This window comes from Mucilaginibacter jinjuensis, from assembly GCF_028596025.1.
Taxonomy (GTDB): domain Bacteria; phylum Bacteroidota; class Bacteroidia; order Sphingobacteriales; family Sphingobacteriaceae; genus Mucilaginibacter; species Mucilaginibacter jinjuensis.
The window spans coordinates 1,255,612-1,274,298 of record NZ_CP117167.1 but is presented as its reverse complement, the minus strand read 5'-3'; the positions used below and the strand labels follow the sequence as shown (position 1 = coordinate 1,274,298).

Here is an 18,687-nt window from a genome sequence, read left to right as displayed (position 1 = left end):
AAAGAAAAAGGGGCGATTACCGCCCCTTTTTCTTTATGCGTAAACGCTTAAGCCTTTATCAATAATACTGACCAGTGAGTCAATGCCGAGGGTCGTACTGAACTCTTTATCTAGCAATTCCAGTCCATCGTCGATATGCATTTTAACATAGCGGGGTATATCTTTATCGGTTTTATACAGATTATAATGCACACAGATCAGCGCGATATAGTAGTCGTAATTATCTCCGAACAATACTTTAAAGCTGTACTCTTTACCACCTGCATCAGCTATATTAGCCAATTCTAAACGACGGTCAAGGCCAAGCGAATGCGCCATCGAGATACGGGCAATCAGATTCTCCGTGCCGAGGTTGAGTTTGCTGGTCAACCGGGACACCAGCTCCTTATTACTTTTAGAGGTCTTGATATTACTGAACATACGCTTCGTGATAATGATTAAACAGCTCTTCCGGATTGGTTTTAGTAAATTTTGAATGATATTTTTCCACTTGCTGAATGAGGTAAGACTTGCCGACCGTCGGTAATAGCATGCGGTATTCCTCTTCATTCAGTTCGTTCTCCAGTAATGGGAACAGGATTAGTTGGGTCTGGATGGCCGGATAAAACTGTTGAATAATATTCTTAGCATGCGTCTTATCGAATTTCTGCAGCGGGCTGTCAATAAAAATCGGGAAGCGAATATGTGATTCTTCTACCAGGGCTTTCAGCAGGGCGGTCGCATACAGCTGCTGCTCTCCCTTAGATAGCAATTCCTTGTTGATCTGACGTTCATGCACATCATACAGTTCAATATCGATCAGGTCGCCATCGACCAGCACGCGTGCTTCTTTGACGAAATCCTTATGCATTAAGCGGTTCAATTCGTCGGTCAGGCTGCGCTCGAGCGATTCTTTTTTCTTCGTTTTTAACTGGTGAATAAACTTATCCAGCTTAGCGATCAGGCGTTCAGCAACCGCATCCTTCTGCTGGTCAATCTGCTCCATCTGTACCCGTTTGGTAAGTTCCGATAATTGCCGGGCCAACACCTGATTCTCCTGCTGTATGGAATAAATCCGTGCTTCCAGATTATTGAGATCTTCTTCGAGTTGAGTAATGCCCGCATCTACCCGGGCTTTATCTGCCCGATAGCCTTGGATCACCACATCCTTTTCCTTGGATTCGGCGTCCGCCAGTTTACGCTGTATGGTGGTCAGCAGGAACTGCACCCGCTTTTGCTCCATGGTCAGGCGTTTGAAGGCTTTGGAATATGCATCCTGTAGGTTATCGACAATGGCGTTAAAGCGGTTATGCTGTTCGGTCGTAAAATCAAGTAGTATCTTATGTTCCATCTGTAGGCCGGGCAGCAAAACATTTTTGAGCAGGCTAATCAGGGCGTCCTCTTGGCTGCCTGCCAGCCCCAGCAAGTCACGACCGCTTTCGATCGACAGCTTGACCTCGTTGAATTTGTTCTCTAGCAAGGAGGCCGATACTGAGCTATTGTTAAATTCCTGCTCCAACTGGTTTTTCACCGCAATCATTTTACTGCCTGCGATGGCAAAAGGCGCCAACTCCAGCAACTCGTTGAACTGGTGACGCAATTTGTTAAGGTCGCTACCGAGGCTTGCCTGGCGTTCTTTCAGTGATTTCACTTCTTCCACTGATAGATTGCTGCCCTCACGGATCAGCTGGATCTGCAAGTTATCGGACTGACTTTTACGGCTCAGTAATTCGTCCTGCCCAATCTGTATATCGGTACGGGCCTGTTCCAATTGTCTTTCGTTTTGCTGCAATTGTTTCTGCAAACGTTCGAGTTTGCTCCGGTCACTTTTTTCAGCGGATTTCTCCCGCAGGCGTAAACGCGTATTAACGAGGTTCGCCCGCAGGTCTGCGTATTTTTTGATCCCCAACACTTCAGCGTAAGCCTGGCTCAAGTAAATCTTCTCATCGGAGTTTTTGATCTCCGCTAGCGAAACGATCTTTTCCGCATCAAAAAAGAAGAATTTTGCAATTTCCTTCGGCAAGATAAAGTCGTTAATAAAGATTTCGGAACCCACCTGTTTGGTCAGCTCATTGGGTTTACCATCGATTAATAGCTCGACCTCTTCTAGTTGCTGTTTGAGCAAATAGGTCCTTTTTACCTGTACCAGGTTACAGGGTACCGAGGGAATCAGTATATCCGAGAAAGTAATGGTGACACTGAATGAATTATGGTCGGTGCCTTCCACAAATAAATCACCGTTGCCCGCCGGGTCTTCGGACGCAGCAAGACGGTTCATCAGTTTTTTACAGTACGCTTTATAGCCGCCTGATTCATGGATTTCCTGCCTGTATTTCGTATCCACATCTGACATCAGCTTGCCGTATAGGCACCAAACTAGCGCAGTCAGAAAAGAGGTTTTACCAAAACCATTGTTACCGGAAATGATGGTGATATTCCGGTCATTATCAGCAGCCAAGCGTACTTGGTTAGCACCGTAATAAACGCGGAAATTTCTTATAGTTATATCGTTGATAAACATCAGTTGCGGTTTTTGATGAAGCGTTCCAGGTGTACATCGAGGTCATTTTGCAGACCGTAATTATTCACGAGGATATATTTAGATTTCTGGATCTCCAGCAATTCATTGATCAGTTGAAAATCATCCTCATCCTGGCAAACGTCTTTAAGTATTTCGTTCTCAAAGATATCCTGGTCGTTGAAGTCCTCATTACGCATTTGTGTGCCATATACTTCGTTATAAATTTCCGCTACGCTTTGGTTAAAGATCGAATCGCGGTGCCAGATTACCTGTATGGCGACCAGTTCCTGGTAATTAACCAAGATCAGTTCGGGGTCATACAACTGGACCTCCTTTTGCACTTTCAGCAGCGAACGCAGTAATACAGCTCGTTTCTCCGGGTAATAAGGCCCCCAGACATCCTCACCCACCACATCGCTATTACGGCGTTGCATCTGCCGCCATTCCCGCTCGTTACGCGTTTCCTGCAACAGGTCGCGGAACTCGGAAAGCGGCTCCATCCAGTCCTCCCCGTTATCGATCAGTGCTTCCATCGATTTGTCCCGGTTGACCACCGTACAGACCCAGCAGCCAAAACGGCTGTTACCGCAGGAAGGAGTCGTCGTATCGATTACCAAGGGGCAATCCCCGCCATTAGCGTTCCGGTACAGGGTCACCAGCGGCCGGTTAGAACCGCCCCATGGTGGTTCCACCTGTAACAGGTATTGCCAGACCTCTTCGGTCTCCACATCCTTGATCAGCGCAAAAACATAGGCATTCGGCAGCACGTGCTTGCGCAGGCGTTCGCCTTTCACTTCGTATTTCTTGATACTGCGGGCACGGTTTGTACTTTCTGCACTGCGGGTACCTAGCAGGATTACTACTTCACCGGCTTCGTCGATCTTATTTTTGATAAAATCAGTGGTCGGATTGATCTTTAACCGCTCTGTACACCAGCGGAACATATTATTGGGCGCCGGATAACCTTTACCTAGTAAGTTGACCCAAAAGGTTTCCTCCAACCTTGGTGAGGTTTCATGTACGGTTAGCGGCATACTTTGCTGAGCGGCAGCCGTTTGTATATTTTGAAGCGTTACACGAATGAATTGCGCGATTTTGGGATTTTCCACCAGCGTGTCGTTACACACCACATGAATGTGTCGTCGCCTGAGTTCCGGCGGAAGCTTGCGTAGGGCCGACCAAACCAGTTGTAACAACATGGTAGAATCCTTACCCCCGCTAAAACCGATAATCCAAGGTCTTGGATTGTCATCATTCAGGTATTGATCGGTAATTTCCGACTCTAAAAATTTGATATCCAAAGACATAAAAAAATAAATTATTTTACAAAAATAATCACTAATATAACTTTCTTTAACCAATAGTTCAGACAAGTGGAAAAATACTCTAATGTTAACAATCAGATGAATATTCCTGTTGACGAAACGCTTCCTGTTAGCACTTTTGCCCAGTGCTTCAATTCGGTGACCAACGCCTATAAATACTATTGGTTCTGGGCTATACTCGATCATGTCACCCTGTCAACGGAGCTCTTTATTTCTTACTCGGAATTGTCAAGACGCATGCTCGCACTTGCCTGGTATCCCCTGGACTATTATAAATTGTCTTTCGGTCCGCAAGATAGCTTTATAAGGCTTGTCAAACGCATATCCGCACTGATGACTGTTGATAACCGTCCCGGCGCTGCACCACTGTTCCAACAAATGCAAAAACGGTTACCGCTAAACGATCTGCAAGTTATGGACGCCGAGATTACCGAAACATTAAAAAGATACGTCATCTATCGGTTCCTAAGCCCATTCTTTCCCGCTGAGCTGCGCGGGCAAAAGGATGCCGCTAAAAACAAGATAATTGAACGGCTTACTGCAAAATCGACGATAGTTCCCTATAAAATCGAAGCTGAGGGCATCCGTTTATCGGAAGACTGGATGCCTTATTTTCGCCGGCACCAATTTATGCTGCTGGGCTTTATGAAATGGCAACTGCTCAGGTTCCTGCAGAGAAACAATCCGAATGTAATCGGACTAGTAGAAAAACTCGAAAAGCCAGATAGGAGGGATTTAGCCTTTGCTAAAAGAGCATGGGAGTTGTACCTGGGAGATAATCCTTTTCATTGCATATATTCAGGTAAAATAATTACACTTGAAAATTACAGCCTGGATCATTTTTTGCCCTGGAGTTTTACTGCCCATGATCTGTTATGGAATCTGGTCCCAACCACAAAAAGCATTAACTCCATTAAAGGTAACAAGTTGCCAAATCTAGATAAGCTGTTAGAGCCGTTCTGCTGCGTCCAGTACCATTTCCACCGTTATCATCAACAACAAGGAAACAAAGCGGTGCAGTCTGACTATCAATACTTAGCTGAGAACTTATCTAAAAGGACATTCATTAAAAAACTGAGTATTGAACTTCGAAATCATCACCGAGTCGCCGAAAGCCTTGGCTTTGCCAGTCTACTTTCGTTTTGACAATTTTATTTATGCAACATGCTAAATATATATATATATCTGAGAAACTTGAAACCTTTGATGGGTACTTCATGACAGGACCACTTTCTAAAGTGGCACTTAGAATCTAATCAATAAAGGATTACTGAACATTATCTCTAAATAGGTGTAAGCGCACACCGAGACTTAGTACAGGGGCGATTGGTATGGTTTAACAACAAGACTAAATCATTTCTGCCTGATATGCATCTCCTTCCTCAACATAAATTAGAAACTCTGTAACAAGTACATCAAGAAACTTTGATGGTCTTGTCAATTTGCGCATTTTAATTTCGGCAAATCGGTGCGAGTAACGAGATAAACTCACCCGAAAAGTATTCTCAAGCCAATTAGCTAATTCTGCTATTGTCACCTTACTTCCCCGCTTACGCATGTAAATATATAACGCGTAAGCTAATTCTACTAAGTCCGATTTATCAGCGGGCCATCTGGTTTGAAACTTCTTCGTCGATTTTGCTTTAGGGTTACTCATTTCCGGTGAACTTCCTTCATAGAGGAAATGACCTGTATAACGATTTTGCTTCATTCGTTGATTCAACCACTTTAATTCTAATTTGAAATAACTTATCAATTGAACAAATAGTGGAGGAAAATCAGCACAAAGCCCAACTTTTTTGTAAAGACCGAGGTACTTGACGTAGCGCTCTTTATCCATCAAATAGCATTGCTTTTTAACAATCTCTTTCATCCCCTCCCCATCCGGCATTGATGTTCTATAAGTACCTATTATATAATCTGTTACAAAAGGATGATTAAAGTTAAAAGAAATGAGCTGGTCTAGTACAATTTCAGATTGCAATCCTACTTCATTTTTCTGAAGCCAGCGAACCAAGCCTGATAGGATATCCTGTGTCTGATTAGTATAGTTTATTTTCTGGACGATGTCTTTGAGCGCTTCGTTCAGCGCAAGTGACAGTTCTTTAGGTAGAGACAAACCCAGTAATAATCCTTCAATTTGCCTTCGAAGCCCCGCAATATTAACCTTAATCTGCATACTGGCAAAATTGGTAGGCACATCTCGTTCAGCGAGCAATTGTTCTATAGAATTCAATAATATATAATAGGCTGGTTTAGGCATTTTTCTATATCTTTCATATATCCGGTCGCTCAGTACCGCAAGAGTATTGAGCGATGATATTCTATCGGCAGGTGATAGAAGCCCATTCAACTCAACCTGCCAAAGGAGATTTCTCCAGTCATCCATATACCTTTTTAAAACCATATCATTGGCAGTTGACCCTATTATCTTCCAGAAAAGGAATAATTGATTTAATATTTCAACCATAACTAATCAGCTTAATTTAAACCTCATTTTAACTCAATTGAATTTCTGATTAAATTGAAAGATTGTAAAGTGGCAAACATGGCTGTCGTTGTTGTAACCAGATTAGTAATATGCGTTCATTTAGAATAAAAGCAGGAAATTCGTAGCAATCATAAAATAGTCGTTTTTTTTACTGATATAAAAAAACACTGCGGTAGTCATTTGAATGACATCTATAGCAGTCTAAACTATTGAAATTTAGGTTAATCATGAAGGGTCATGACTTATTGTAAGATTTCAATAAGCTTAACATAAATACTTACAAATTTGAGGTATTCAGCTTAAGCCAAAACCTGAAGCTCTTTCAAATTGAATAATAAAGATCTATATGAGCTATCATCTTAATCAACCACCCCCTTACATTTTGAACTACCCGATCAGGAAAAGGCTTATTATTAAAATGATTGCGCATGCTTTTCTTAGAAATATTCTCAGCTTTTGCGGTCCTGATATGATTTGATATAAACTCATATAAATACGAATTAAACTTTGTATAGATGACTTTTACCTCCAGCATTACTCTAAAGAAAAACATAAGCTCAGCCAAAGTGATTACGACGCTGAAATAAAACTTTGATGGATACTCTGGATTTGTAGCCTTAAGATTTTGCATATATACTTTTTCTTGTTGCTCCAAATAGGTTAGCTCAGCTTCAACACTTTCAATCACCGATAATTTTAATGGCTGGATTTGCGTATCAAAAGAACTTGGGGAATCAACCCTAACCTGCTTAAAGACTTTCAGCAGATAAAGTAACTCTTGCTGTTTTTCTTGAAAACTCTTTTCCCCCATAGTAAACTTCTCTATATATCTTATAAAATACCGATAAACGTATATACTGTTAAAATTAAGGTTTATAAAAACCTTGATCATTTCAAGTTCGACATCTGTAACATTTAAATTGTCCATCTGACTTGTTATTGTAATTATAGCAAATCTTAAGTAAATCCACTGCTTCCAGGTTTTAACTGTATATTTTTCCGAATCCTGGTCAGCACTTATGATATCTGTGATTAAGTTGATCAGATCATCTTGGGGAATATGCTCTTTAATTTTAAGAATTGTATGGTGATAAATACTGACGTTATTCATTTTATACCATCCAAGGTATCCATCCGGTAATTTTAATTGATAATCAAAGTAATTCCCGAAATGGTTTTGTAAATGGTCAATTAACTTGTAAAGTTCCTTTAGTATCCAATTAAAAGGGTTTGATAAAGCATTATTTGTCTCGTCGATTATTGCAAAGCCTTTAATTCGATCTGCCAAATAGGTTAACTTTGATTGAATATCTCCGATGTAAATGAGCTTCGAATTTTCATCTCTTGCTAAGTCAAAATCATTTTCAATTTCCCATTTGACTGCCTGAATCGCTACTGTCGCATAGCTCAATAATTCATCCAATTCAATTTCAGGCATCTGATCAAAATTGTAACCTTCATAAGTCTGAACTAATCCTTTAAGTTTAGTAAGCGCCGCTCCCATATTCTTTCAATTTTATTCCTAAAAACTCTACAAAAAACTTAGAATAGCCTTATTTATCAAGCAACTTAAGGTTTGTCAAAATCCATGCAATTTTATCAATTGTGATAAAATTGCATGGATTTTGACAAAAATCTGCATTTTATTAATGGATTACATTTTTTTAGTAATCTATAGTCACTTGACCTAAGCAGAGGTTTTTGGTAATTTGTTATCAAAACAAACTAAAATGACAGACACAGCCACGTTTATGCAGCGATTAAATAAAACGAAATTATTGCCTGTAAGAATGACCAATTTGATGATGGAAAGCCTACGGGTTAACAGGTTTGAAGCCCACGAGACATTTCTATCTCCGGGAAACTATGCGGGCTCCATTTACTTTATACAATCCGGTTTGGTAAGAGGCGCAATTGAAGGAAGTTCAGAAAAAATCACGACTTGGTTTAAACAAGAAGGCGACATTATTCTCCCATCAGGTATCTTTACTCAGCTTCCAAGTGAAGAATATATTGCCGCAGTGGCTAAAACAACGCTATTGGCATTACCGTTCAAGCACATACAAAATATTATAACTGCCAACGCAGAACTAATGGAACTATTTGTACTGTTATTATCAGAGAATAACAACGAAGCACATTCCCGGGAGAAACTCCTACGTTTACCATCCGCTAAAGATCGTTATAATTTTATATCTCAAAATCAGGATTTTGTTTTGAAGCGCGTTCCTCACTACCTCATTGCATCTTATTTAAATGTGACTAAAGAAACTTTCAGCAGGCTCCATAAGGGTCTTGATTATTGATTTCGAATAACATTGAGCTTAATATGCTTCAAAAAATTTTATATGGAATTACGGTAATTTCTTATTTTACATCAACTATAAACAAGGGCATCTTGCCTAATTTTAACACATTTGTTTTTTCTACACATCTAAAGCATTTTAGCTCTGGAGCCCCGGATATAAAGAGTACATTTCTTCTCCTAGCAAATTCAAGTCAAAAAGTAATTAATCTCTTTACCTAGACAGATTGAATTAACCAACAAAATTTTATATCGTATTCTGATTTTTTTATAAGGTACGTCAATTAAAGATAGTATTAAGTGCCTGTAGCTTTAACATACATTTTGTAGGCTATGGAAACACTTAGAAATATTGTCTCTCCATTAGAAAATATCCGAACAATTACCAGATCGGACTCAAAAGGAGATAGAAGGATAGCGGTCGATTACCGCCAATATTTACAGAACCATGAAATAAGTTTTAAAGTTGCTCCACCTCACTTAGTCGTCGGCACTTCTGAGGTTACTATAAACTGGATCATTCATGTATCAGTCACAACACAGGATTTCAATAAATTAATTGATAAATTATTACAATTTCTGCCAAAACAAAATATTTCTTTTGCCATACCAGAAAATAGTGGAATACACACTTATTTTTTGGATGGCTCCTATGGAAAGGATTTCATTGGAAAAGTAGTAACAATATTTTGTGCCTCCGATATTAATCTTGACCCGTTCGTACAACACCTGATTGACATCACTGCGCAATTACATGGGCCGGCTATTCCGTCTGCATATTATATAGGAGGATGTGTATACATTCAGTATTCAGGTAAAAACGAGAATTTAGATAGCTGGCCACTGTCGAATTTTAAAAAACCGAAACCAGAAAAGAAATTAAAGAAATTAAAAAAGTTCCTCCTAGTTGATTTGTTAAAGTCAGATGCCAAGGGTAATGTATATAAAGCATTGGATCTTAATAACTGGCTGGCGATCAGCTGGTGTGTTGTTAAGGAGGGAAAATTATTTCAATGTTCGGATGACTATGGAAGAACAATTAAAGACCGTTTAAAATGGCAATTCGAATTATTGGCTCGGTTATTTTCCCAAATCCCTGTTTCCAAACCACTTGGATTCTTTGAAATAGGCGGCAATTCTTATCTCGCTACAGAATTTGTAAGAGGCAAGATTCTCTATGAGCTTATAGCTGAAATCCAACAAGGGAAAATATGGTTTTCGTTGGAAAAAGACGACAAAAGGAAACTATTAAAATTTATACTCCAACTTATAAAGCTTGTCAACCTGTTTCATGTTAAGGGTGTTGTTCACCGGGATATTAATCCAGGAAATTTTATTATGACCGATGACCGTGGTATTGTCGCCATTGATATCGAATTAGCGTATGATTCTGATCGTAAGTACCCCAATCCACCATTTAGCTTCGGGACGCCCGGATATATTTCGCCTCAACAGCAGCGCTTTGAAACGCCAGATTTTTCTGACGACATCTATAGCATTGGTGCTTTAATTATCAAAATTATGACAGGCCTCTCTCCGGGAAAATTCGAAAATAAGCTTTCCCTTAATTATCAGCTTGAGTGGTTCATTAAAAACAATTCCATTAGCTCAATGATTACAGCATGTCTTAATAACGACCCAAAAGTCCGACCTTCTTTGCAATCCATCTGTCATACCCTAAAAGTTTATGATATCCTGCTATTAACCGATAATATCATAAAACTTGATGAGGCGCCTGATAGAGATAATAATTTTTTAAAATCTACAATACAAAATTGTCTGAATGCCTTCCTCAATATCATGCCACAGACTCCGGCTGGTTTATGGCTTTTTAGGGGTGTATCAAACGGAAGTTTATTGGCAAATGAATTCAGGGGGTTTCAAAATATATCGGGATTCGCTAACGGCTTAGCAGGAGTTTTGTATGTTATTGCCCTCTGTGAAAAATTCCATTTCAATACAGTTTTACTCCAGGGACACATTCAAAAAAGTTCTGAAGCTATTGAAAAAGCGTTTGATGAAAATAGTCAATACCCTGGATTATTAAAAGGCAGCATGGGACTTGGGGTAGCAATAAATCAGCTCATTTTATCCAATTTAGTTGAAAGCAGCCTGTTAAAACATGATCTGATTTATAGATGTCTGAACAATCTGGCATTTGAATTCAATGTTGCCGACGGCATTGCCGGCCGGGGCATTGCCTTTTTGCAATGCGAATCAAATAATCGGTTGCCTTCCTGCTATGATGAACTTTCAAATATTGCTTATCAGCTTTTAGAAGCACAAAATAATGATGGCTCATGGCTAATAAAAAAAGATAAATCACGCTCAAAAGGCATTAAGCTATATGGCTTCCTTTACGGCATTGCAGGTATAGTTTATTTTTTAATAGAATATATAGCAAGATATGAGGACGTGCGAATAACAGCCGCCATACAAAAAGGCCTGGCATTTCTCTTGAGGGGGAGAAAGCCTAATAACGGTAAACTTTGCTGGACAGTTAGTTCTATTAATGATAATTTTGATCCGTGGTTTGAATATGGGTTTTCCGGTATCGCATTAACATTTATTAAGGCCTATCAGGTGATCGGTGATGACAGTTATAAAGAGGCAGCAGAATCAGCATTATATTGTCACCCTGAATTTATTTCATCAAATTATCTGACTATTGGCAACGGATTAGCTGGTTTGGGAGAAATTTATCTCGAAGCCTACCGAATATTTAAAAATAATAAATGGCTTAAACGGGCCGACCATATTGCTGACCTGTTTGCCCATTCTTACCGGCAAGATGAAGATCAAAGCATTTATTGGCTAAATGGACACGCCACATCCCCCGAAGGCGGCTTCATGGAGGGAAATTCAGGAATTATTCACTTTCTGCTGCATTATTTAAACCCACAAGAAATCAGTTTCCCCTTTAACCTTAACTAGTTTAAAATGAAAAAAGCACTTCTTTCTGAAATTATTACTTCATTCTTGATTCTACTATTTGTTTATTCCAGCTTTAGTAAGCTTTTGGATTTTGCTGCATTCCAAAGAGCGATGCATAGCCAGCCTTTCCCCACATGGCTGGCCAGTTTGTTAACATGGTTAATTCCATCGTTAGAACTGATTGTTGTTGTTTTATTACTACTTAAAAGCACACGATTAGCAGGATTATCGGCTTTCTTAGTTCTCATGATTTTTTTTACTGGCTATATATTGGCAATTCTATTGGGTTTATTTAATACTGTGCCGTGCAGTTGCGGGGGTATTATTCAATCACTGAGCTGGGGACAGCATTTGGTCTTTAACTTAATTTTTATAGCTATGGCTTTTTTTGATATAAAATTATGGAATGATCTGAGCTGATTAAAGTCGTTCACAATTAGCCTAAAAATATTTCACGCGCGAAATCAGGTTAATGCCAGTCCTGAGGTAAAACTGGCCTTTATTACTCAAAATACATTTTATGAAAAAGATCAAAATCGGGCTTATGGCCTTCGCAGCATTGACTGGCATCGGCAGCGCCTTCGCCTTTAACAGAGCACCAAAATTGGCTGGAGGTGCAACCTATTACTCCTACTATGATGGTGACGATGTTAAATGGTCTACCACACGGCCAACTGGTGCAAATGCAAATTGTGTCGCAAGTAATTTAGCTTGCACTATTACATCAACCAGTGCCAACGTGACGAGCGATTACATTAACGAATTCCCGCCGCAGCATTCCGTACTTAATCAAAACGGAAAATCACATCCAGGCATGTAAATGCCTAAATATAAGTACCCAATCTTTTGAATTGGGTACTTATATCACTGGTTTTCACCTTCAATTATTGCACTGATGAGCGTGCCGCCATTATCTATTCTTGGATTATTTGGATTCTCCATTAAGCGACCATTTTTGTCTATAACTATAAAAGTAGGATATCCATCAATATCGTAGTGCCGAATGATGTCATGTTTATCACCCTGTCCCATCGTATAAAGATTAACTGCCAAATTAGACGTATATCTGCCAGTCCTCATGCTTTTTATCCAATTCCTTTTTTCTACGTCCTCACAAATACTAATAAAAACAACACATGTATCGTTTCTGAACTTTTCTTCCACCAGCTTAAAAAAAGGATACGCTGCAATGCATTCCCCGCAGCCTGAAAACCAAAGATCGAGTACGACAACCTTATTGTTGAATTGCGAGAGCGTATAAATTTTACCGGAAGTATCAGCAAGTGAAAAATTGTATGCTTTTACACCTTTGATTCTTTGATTAGCGAGTTTAATAAGAACAGGCTTAAAATCATTATTTGAAACTATTGCTATGGCATCTTTTACTATTACAGAGATGCCACTTCCAGCCCGGCTATTGTATATTAGATTAGTTAAAATACGGTCGCGGAGAAAACCGGAGAAGTTAGTTTTAATATATTGATAAACTTTAGTAATCTCGTAGGGTCTGTTTAAAACCAGACACGAATCAAATTCAAACTTCTCAAGTACAGCCAGCATATAAGATTGAGAGTATGGCAAATATGGGTTCCCCCCTGACTTTAACAAACTGAATTTTCCTACCATTAAATCCTTATAATGCCTGTAATCACTTTGCCAATTAGATCTTTCTTTACTACGAAGGTATGTTGTAATAAAACCATATTTTGCCATGTTATTACTCAATAGATTCGACCGGATAATAATGTACGCAGTCTGACTAATTCTATACTTATTTTCATCAAGGTATTTAAGTTGATCAATGGTTGAAGCGTCCCGGCTTTTCAAATATTGGTTAATATTTATTGAGGTGTCACTGGAGCCGTAAAGTCTGGAGTAGTAATGATCAATCTGTGATAATTGATATATAACATTTAATTTTTCTGCCCCATGGCCGGAGAAATGAGCATAATTAAAACTATTAATTTCATCTACTTTTACATCATCTCCATCTTCGAGAAAGTAATTACCGTAAAGAAACCTGCTTTCTTTACCAACAAGAAATGTGATGCTAAAATATTGCGGTGCATTGCCCGATTTGAGCATGAATTTAAAAGTATTGTGTTTAACTGGTGCAGTGTAAATTTGATTCAGCGGTGTCGTATTGAAACTTCTCACTCCATACTTACAGAGCTGCAGAACTACGGAATCAGCATCATTTAAAATTGGAAGACTGCCAGTTATTCTGATTTGACCGGGTGTAGCCATTGCTTTAATTCGGATCAGACAAATCAAGCATATTATGATATATCGTTTCATAAAATTAACGTTGATTTTGTTGTAAACCATCTAATTGAATTTCATCTTCCGGAAGAGGCATTGCATATCGGGCGTCATTCGGAGGCAATAAATAGGTGACCCCATTCATCGTTCTTGTCAGCGTAACGGCAAGATTCTGTTCCTGATTTAGCCTTCTCAAATCCGACCACCGAAGCCCTCTAAAAATCAGCTCCTTTCTGCGTTCCAGCAATATTTGGCTTAACGCATCTGTTGAAGAAGAGGCTGAAAATGGAATGAACGTACCTGCTTTCCATCTTTTAATAAGGAGTATGTTAAGATCAGTCATCGCTGCGGAAGTATTTCCTGTCCTGGCATAACACTCTGCCCGGTTCAAATAAATTTCATCAGTTGCTATGCCACTGTACGTGTAGCCGTTAAAATCGTAAGTTCCCCTAAATACAGGTAAGGCACTCTTGATAATAAAGAATACGGTTTTTCTGAGATCATTTGACGTATATAATTTATATAAAGTAGTATCCGCGTTACCCCGAAAATTAATGGCCAAAGAAATCGCGCCATCGAAACAGGTGTGATAAATGTCTTCATTTAAGTATGTGCTGCTTAAGTTATAGGTAGTCGGCTGAAGAGTATTGAAATCAGTAAGTGCATTATTCAACTTTAAACAAGCATCAGCATATACGAGCGCGTTCGCATAATCGCCCATTGAGAGATATATTCGCGACAATAATCCGTTCACAGCCGTTTGGGATGGCTGAGTCAAATAGGTTGCTTTCATAGGTAAAAGTTTTAGAGACTCTTTTAAATCCTCGATGACCTCTTCGTAACAAACCTGTTCGGTCGACCTGGTCACTTTCACATTGATATCTGATGTTAATCGCAAGACAATTCCGGGAGTGCTTGATGCATTAATTGGGTTATAAGGCAAGCTGAAATTTTGTAAAAGGTTATAAAAAGCAATAGAACGATAAAACAATGCAGAACCTTTAATTTGATTATATAATTTTTGTTGGGAACTGGGATACTTAATATTCGGCAACGCGTCCAGTACTACATTAGCCGAATAAACCTGACTATACGGTAGACTCCACGATCGGATAACTGCTCCGGGCTCGGCAATATTTTTGGCCCATATATAAGCATTCTGTTCCTGCGGGACATTAAAAGTAGTTAAACCAGCCCACCTTGCCGGAGTTAGGTAAAGGTCATCTGTTGATATCTCTCCAAGAGTCGGATCGTTTAAATTAATTAAAGCATCCGCTGATAATAAGGTCAGGCAGTCTTCAAGTGTCGAGATTACAGCTAATGCATCATTCGGTTTAGCATTTAAAAAATCGTCCTGCTTTTTACAGGCTGTCTGAAAAACAATGATCACCAATATGCTGATTGCTATAAAGCACTTTTCGAGGTAATTTTTCATAATTTAAAGATTAAAACTGGGTCTTGATACCCAGAGATATGGTTCGAGGTAGTGGATAAGATAGTGTCGAACTGGTATTAAGATCAGGGTCTAAATGATCTTTATTAGCGCGCCATAAAATTCCCACATTGTTGATATAACTGTAAAACTGAATGTTTTTGAAGGGCATTCTTCTCCACTTATGTTTATCCACATCATAGCTTAAAGAAATATCCTGTAACCTGATGTGATCACCCTTGTCAACTAATACCGAGGAATATTGATAAAACTTATCCCTGCTCGTATCATAAGGTGGAAATTGTATTGAGGGGACATGGGTGGTCAACTCGTCTCCTGGCTTCTGCCATCTGTTATAATAATCAGTTGTGGCTGAATACGGCAGATTGGAAGAAGTCATTGAAGCCTTTCTGAAATAATAATTCAGTTTATAAATAACATTTATGGATAGTGTAAAATTTTTATAACTCAGATTATTTCGGAAGGAACCATAGGTTGTCGGCCTGGACGGCCCGCTATAAACCATATCATCACTAGATGTATTAGCCAGGATACTGGCATAATCACGACTTACTTTATTATTTAGATACCCTTGAGGATCACCAGTCTGTCCATCTAACCCAGCCCAACGATAGCTATATATTGCATATAGCGGCCGATTAGTCAGAGGAGCGATAGTAGTTGCCGTACTCGAAATAATGTAGGAAGCTGAAGTCGTTTTAGTATCATATTTCGTAACTTTATCAAGCACATAGGTCAAAAGGAAATTGCTTGTCCATTTAAAACCGTCCGTAACTATATTCTTAGAGTTTAAGGTTATATCAAGACCATTCCCATTGATGTCTGCCGTATTTCCAAAAAAAGATGTAAATCCCGTTGACGACGCAATTGGCAAATAGCCAAAAAGGTCGGTTCCCTTTTTAGTATAATATTCTAAACTACCCGAAATAATATTGTTTTTAGAAGCAAAATCCAGTCCTAAATTGATGATCCTCACTTTTTCCCATCTGAGATCAGGATTTCCAGGGTTATCAATATAGCTTTCTACAAGTGGCGTATAATTAGATCCTGTTGCACTTTGCTTTCGGATTGTTGTAACAGCAGTTGCACTTTTATTAATATTTCCGTTATAACCATAAGTTGCACGGAACTTGAGATCTGGCAACCAGGACAGGTGATAAAAATTTTCCTTACTCAAATTCCAGGCAATGCCAGTGGAATAAAGCGGTACTGACTTCTGATTGGTATTAACGCCAAACAAATTTGATTTATCGATCCTGCCGCTCGCAGAAACAGTGTATTTGTTTAAGTATGTATAGGCACCATTACTGAAATATGATATATACCTGTCTGTTGTGCCACTAAAACCAAGAATCGTTGGAATGATGCCGGAGCCTGTAGGATTAAGTGAAAAGCTGCTCGAATAATCAACAGCTGGATAACTTGTTTGAGTTTCTTTATCGTAACCGTAAATAGTATTCGCATTACTTTCGTTTCTGACATTACTGATTTCAGCACCTGCTATAATATTTAGTTCTTGATTTTGGTGCCAATTATTACTGTAATTAAGCTGGGCTCTGCCACGTTGCGATAGTAAATACCCATTAATTTGCTGAAGAATGCCACCATTAGGTATTGGGGTGGTTACGGTACCATCAGCATTAATTTGAGTAAATTGGTTAATTAAATTTCTGGTATAATATGTGGCCTCACTATAATAATTTTTCGTTTCCGAACTGGCGTGTTCATATTGATATTTAAGGCTGCCCGTAAAATGTTTCAAAAAGTTATATTGAATCCCCAAATTGATCCGGTCATCAATTGAATTATTGACATTATCGGCACTATTTAACTCGTCCAAGGGTTTATAATCCCAATTCAAAAAGTTACTATTTACAAAATGTGTATAATTTGAACTATAATCCTTTTCAATAGCAAGTGCGTTACCAGCTGCATCAACCAATTGGGCATATGGATAAATTGGATGACCAGCCGCGGAAATACCGCCGTTGATAGAAATTGGATTATTATTTTGGATACGAGACTTAGCATAATTAACACCGGCTGAAATTTGAAGATTTTTAACGGGGTAGAAATTATATAAAGAATTAAGAGTAATTCGTCCGCTGCTATTCCCCTGATAATAACTTACTTCCTGATCATCGCCCAGTGAAAACAAATAGTCGCTATTGGTATTTCCCCCGTGGAGATTGAGGGAATATTGCTGATTGACAGATTTTCTATAAAAATATTTAAACTCCTGATCGCGGACGTCAATATTTCTTAGAGCACCAATTTGTGACAAGGCTGCGCCAGCTGAGATCTTCCCTGCGCGTTGATCCGCTAAAATCTGTACAACGGGAGTAACTGCAGTATAACCTGTGCTTAAATTTCCGTCATAATACCCTTGATTAAATAGAGTTTGCTCGATATTTATAAAATCTGTAGAACGAATATTAAACGGACCGTAATATAAGTCAGGTTTGTTGCCTACTGTAATATTTGCGTTTAATTCCGCTGATAACTGTTGGTTCTTTTTCCCCTTTTTAGTATTGATTACGATCACTCCGTTACCCGACCGAACGCCCCAGATACTCGCGGCAGATGCATCCTTTAGAACAGTTATATTTTCGATATCGTTAGGATTGATATTATTGATATCCCCATCATACGGAAAATTGTCGATGACAATTAATGGTTGACTATTAGTAAACAAGGTATTAGTTCCCCGGATACTAATATCAGGCTGTCCATTTGCTCCGCTGCCGGTATTTCGATTAAATAGTAAGCCGGAAGTTACCCCTTCCAAACGACTTAATATATCTGTACTAACTCTGCGATCAAACAGTTCGTTATTTACTTGTGCAAAAGATCCTGTAACCCTTTCTTTAGGAAGTATTTGATAACCAGTGGATACAACCACTTCTTTCAAAGTATTTTCTTCAGGAATTAAAGCAATTTTGAATGGGCCAGGATGCGAAGTACTATAAGTAACTGTTACAGAACGATATCCAACATAAGTAATTGTAATACTTCCTGTTGTGTCTGTAGAATTGAGTTGAAACTGGCCGTACGAATTAGTGACCGTTTGTATGTTATTGTTGTTATTTTTTACTGTAGCTTTCACAAGAGCTTCTGATGTTAAACCTGATACCACTGTCCCGTGAATGCTTATTAACGTTTTCTGCTGCGCAAAAAGCATTGACACATTAGCAATTAATCCAAGCATAATTGCTGTAAGCATTTTCTTTTTTGTTGGGCATAGCAAGCCCATGACGATTTTAGTCGTTAATTTTTTCATTGATTAGGGGAATACTGAAACGTTTATTAGGTTAATCAAAAAAGGTGACGGCAGCCGACAAAACTTTACTGGCAAATTAACTATTAACTGACATCAACTGCCGTCCACCTTTTTCATTCAGGATGGCATATTATATT

The 18,687-nt window shown here is 38.9% G+C and carries 13 protein-coding genes; 5 read left to right on the top strand and 8 right to left on the bottom strand.

The features are described from left to right. Positions 1 to 33 precede the first annotated feature (33 nt). The 3 genes from PQO05_RS05925 to dndC are packed head-to-tail and all read right to left on the bottom strand — an operon-like array spanning position 34 to position 3,807. On the bottom strand, positions 34 to 420 hold the full coding sequence (locus PQO05_RS05925) for a DndE family protein (protein WP_273631764.1): 387 nt from the start codon (positions 418 to 420) through the stop codon (positions 34 to 36). Beyond that, a complete protein-coding gene (locus PQO05_RS05920) occupies positions 410 to 2,500 on the bottom strand; it encodes an AAA family ATPase (protein WP_273631763.1) in 2,091 nt (696 codons plus the stop codon). The genes PQO05_RS05925 and PQO05_RS05920 overlap by 11 nt, the downstream gene beginning before the upstream one ends. Further along, positions 2,500 to 3,807 carry a DNA phosphorothioation system sulfurtransferase DndC gene (gene dndC / locus PQO05_RS05915; RefSeq protein WP_273631762.1) on the bottom strand — a complete coding sequence of 436 codons (1,308 nt, stop codon included), beginning with the start codon at positions 3,805 to 3,807 and terminating at the stop codon, positions 2,500 to 2,502. The genes PQO05_RS05920 and dndC overlap by 1 nt, the downstream gene beginning before the upstream one ends. A gap of 66 nt (positions 3,808 to 3,873) precedes the next feature. Between dndC and PQO05_RS05910 the strand changes: the two genes are divergently transcribed. Further along, entirely contained in the window at positions 3,874 to 4,971 is a 1,098-nt protein-coding gene (locus PQO05_RS05910; RefSeq protein ID WP_273631760.1) for an HNH endonuclease domain-containing protein, read from the top strand. Positions 4,972 to 5,173: 202 nt separating this feature from the next. Here the strand turns inward: PQO05_RS05910 and PQO05_RS05905 are convergent, their stop codons facing one another. After that, entirely contained in the window at positions 5,174 to 6,295 is a 1,122-nt protein-coding gene (locus PQO05_RS05905; RefSeq protein ID WP_273631759.1) for an RteC domain-containing protein, read from the bottom strand. A 343-nt stretch (positions 6,296 to 6,638) separates the two neighbouring features. After that, the gene (locus tag PQO05_RS05900; RefSeq protein ID WP_273631758.1) at positions 6,639 to 7,820 is read right to left on the bottom strand and encodes a hypothetical protein; all 1,182 of its coding nucleotides are present in this window, start codon (positions 7,818 to 7,820) and stop codon (positions 6,639 to 6,641) included. A gap of 226 nt (positions 7,821 to 8,046) precedes the next feature. On the opposite strand from PQO05_RS05900, the gene PQO05_RS05895 reads away from it, so the two are divergent. The 4 genes from PQO05_RS05895 (at position 8,047) to PQO05_RS05880 (ending at position 12,375) form a co-directional block, all read left to right on the top strand. Next, positions 8,047 to 8,622, top strand: a complete 576-nt coding sequence (locus PQO05_RS05895) for a Crp/Fnr family transcriptional regulator (protein ID WP_273631756.1) — start codon at positions 8,047 to 8,049, stop codon at positions 8,620 to 8,622. A 332-nt stretch (positions 8,623 to 8,954) separates the two neighbouring features. After that, the gene (locus PQO05_RS05890; protein WP_273631755.1) at positions 8,955 to 11,555 is read left to right on the top strand and encodes a lanthionine synthetase LanC family protein; all 2,601 of its coding nucleotides are present in this window, start codon (positions 8,955 to 8,957) and stop codon (positions 11,553 to 11,555) included. Positions 11,556 to 11,561: 6 nt separating this feature from the next. Beyond that, entirely contained in the window at positions 11,562 to 11,975 is a 414-nt protein-coding gene (locus tag PQO05_RS05885; RefSeq protein WP_273631754.1) for a MauE/DoxX family redox-associated membrane protein, read from the top strand. 100 nt (positions 11,976 to 12,075) lie between these two features. Next, complete coding sequence (locus PQO05_RS05880; RefSeq protein WP_273631753.1) at positions 12,076 to 12,375, top strand: DUF6520 family protein; 300 nt, start codon at positions 12,076 to 12,078, stop codon at positions 12,373 to 12,375. Between the two features lie 44 nt (positions 12,376 to 12,419). Here the strand turns inward: PQO05_RS05880 and PQO05_RS05875 are convergent, their stop codons facing one another. From PQO05_RS05875 to PQO05_RS05865, 3 genes are read right to left on the bottom strand one after another with little or no spacing between them, the layout of a single operon-like run. After that, positions 12,420 to 13,802 (bottom strand): TlpA family protein disulfide reductase, encoded by a 1,383-nt coding sequence (locus PQO05_RS05875; protein ID WP_273631752.1) that lies wholly within the window; start codon positions 13,800 to 13,802, stop codon positions 12,420 to 12,422. Between the two features lie 55 nt (positions 13,803 to 13,857). Continuing rightward, the gene (locus PQO05_RS05870) at positions 13,858 to 15,252 is read right to left on the bottom strand and encodes a RagB/SusD family nutrient uptake outer membrane protein (protein WP_273631751.1); all 1,395 of its coding nucleotides are present in this window, start codon (positions 15,250 to 15,252) and stop codon (positions 13,858 to 13,860) included. Between the two features lie 10 nt (positions 15,253 to 15,262). Further along, positions 15,263 to 18,550 (bottom strand): SusC/RagA family TonB-linked outer membrane protein, encoded by a 3,288-nt coding sequence (locus PQO05_RS05865; RefSeq protein ID WP_273631750.1) that lies wholly within the window; start codon positions 18,548 to 18,550, stop codon positions 15,263 to 15,265. Positions 18,551 to 18,687: the final 137 nt, after the last annotated feature.

What these genes read in the sequence shown, in the direction of transcription:
- PQO05_RS05905 (WP_273631759.1), bottom strand. Translation starts at nt 6,295, where the DNA reads ATGGTTGAAATATTAAATCAATTATTCCTTTTCTGGAAGATAATAGGG.
- PQO05_RS05895 (WP_273631756.1), top strand. Translation starts at nt 8,047, where the DNA reads ATGACAGACACAGCCACGTTTATGCAGCGATTAAATAAAACGAAATTA.
- PQO05_RS05920 (WP_273631763.1), bottom strand. Translation starts at nt 2,500, where the DNA reads ATGTTTATCAACGATATAACTATAAGAAATTTCCGCGTTTATTACGGT.
- PQO05_RS05925 (WP_273631764.1), bottom strand. Translation starts at nt 420, where the DNA reads ATGTTCAGTAATATCAAGACCTCTAAAAGTAATAAGGAGCTGGTGTCC.
- PQO05_RS05890 (WP_273631755.1), top strand. Translation starts at nt 8,955, where the DNA reads ATGGAAACACTTAGAAATATTGTCTCTCCATTAGAAAATATCCGAACA.
- PQO05_RS05900 (WP_273631758.1), bottom strand. Translation starts at nt 7,820, where the DNA reads ATGGGAGCGGCGCTTACTAAACTTAAAGGATTAGTTCAGACTTATGAA.
- PQO05_RS05875 (WP_273631752.1), bottom strand. Translation starts at nt 13,802, where the DNA reads ATGGCTACACCCGGTCAAATCAGAATAACTGGCAGTCTTCCAATTTTA.
- dndC (WP_273631762.1), bottom strand. Translation starts at nt 3,807, where the DNA reads ATGTCTTTGGATATCAAATTTTTAGAGTCGGAAATTACCGATCAATAC.
- PQO05_RS05885 (WP_273631754.1), top strand. Translation starts at nt 11,562, where the DNA reads ATGAAAAAAGCACTTCTTTCTGAAATTATTACTTCATTCTTGATTCTA.
- PQO05_RS05880 (WP_273631753.1), top strand. Translation starts at nt 12,076, where the DNA reads ATGAAAAAGATCAAAATCGGGCTTATGGCCTTCGCAGCATTGACTGGC.
- PQO05_RS05865 (WP_273631750.1), bottom strand. Translation starts at nt 18,550, where the DNA reads ATGAAAAAATTAACGACTAAAATCGTCATGGGCTTGCTATGCCCAACA.
- PQO05_RS05870 (WP_273631751.1), bottom strand. Translation starts at nt 15,252, where the DNA reads ATGAAAAATTACCTCGAAAAGTGCTTTATAGCAATCAGCATATTGGTG.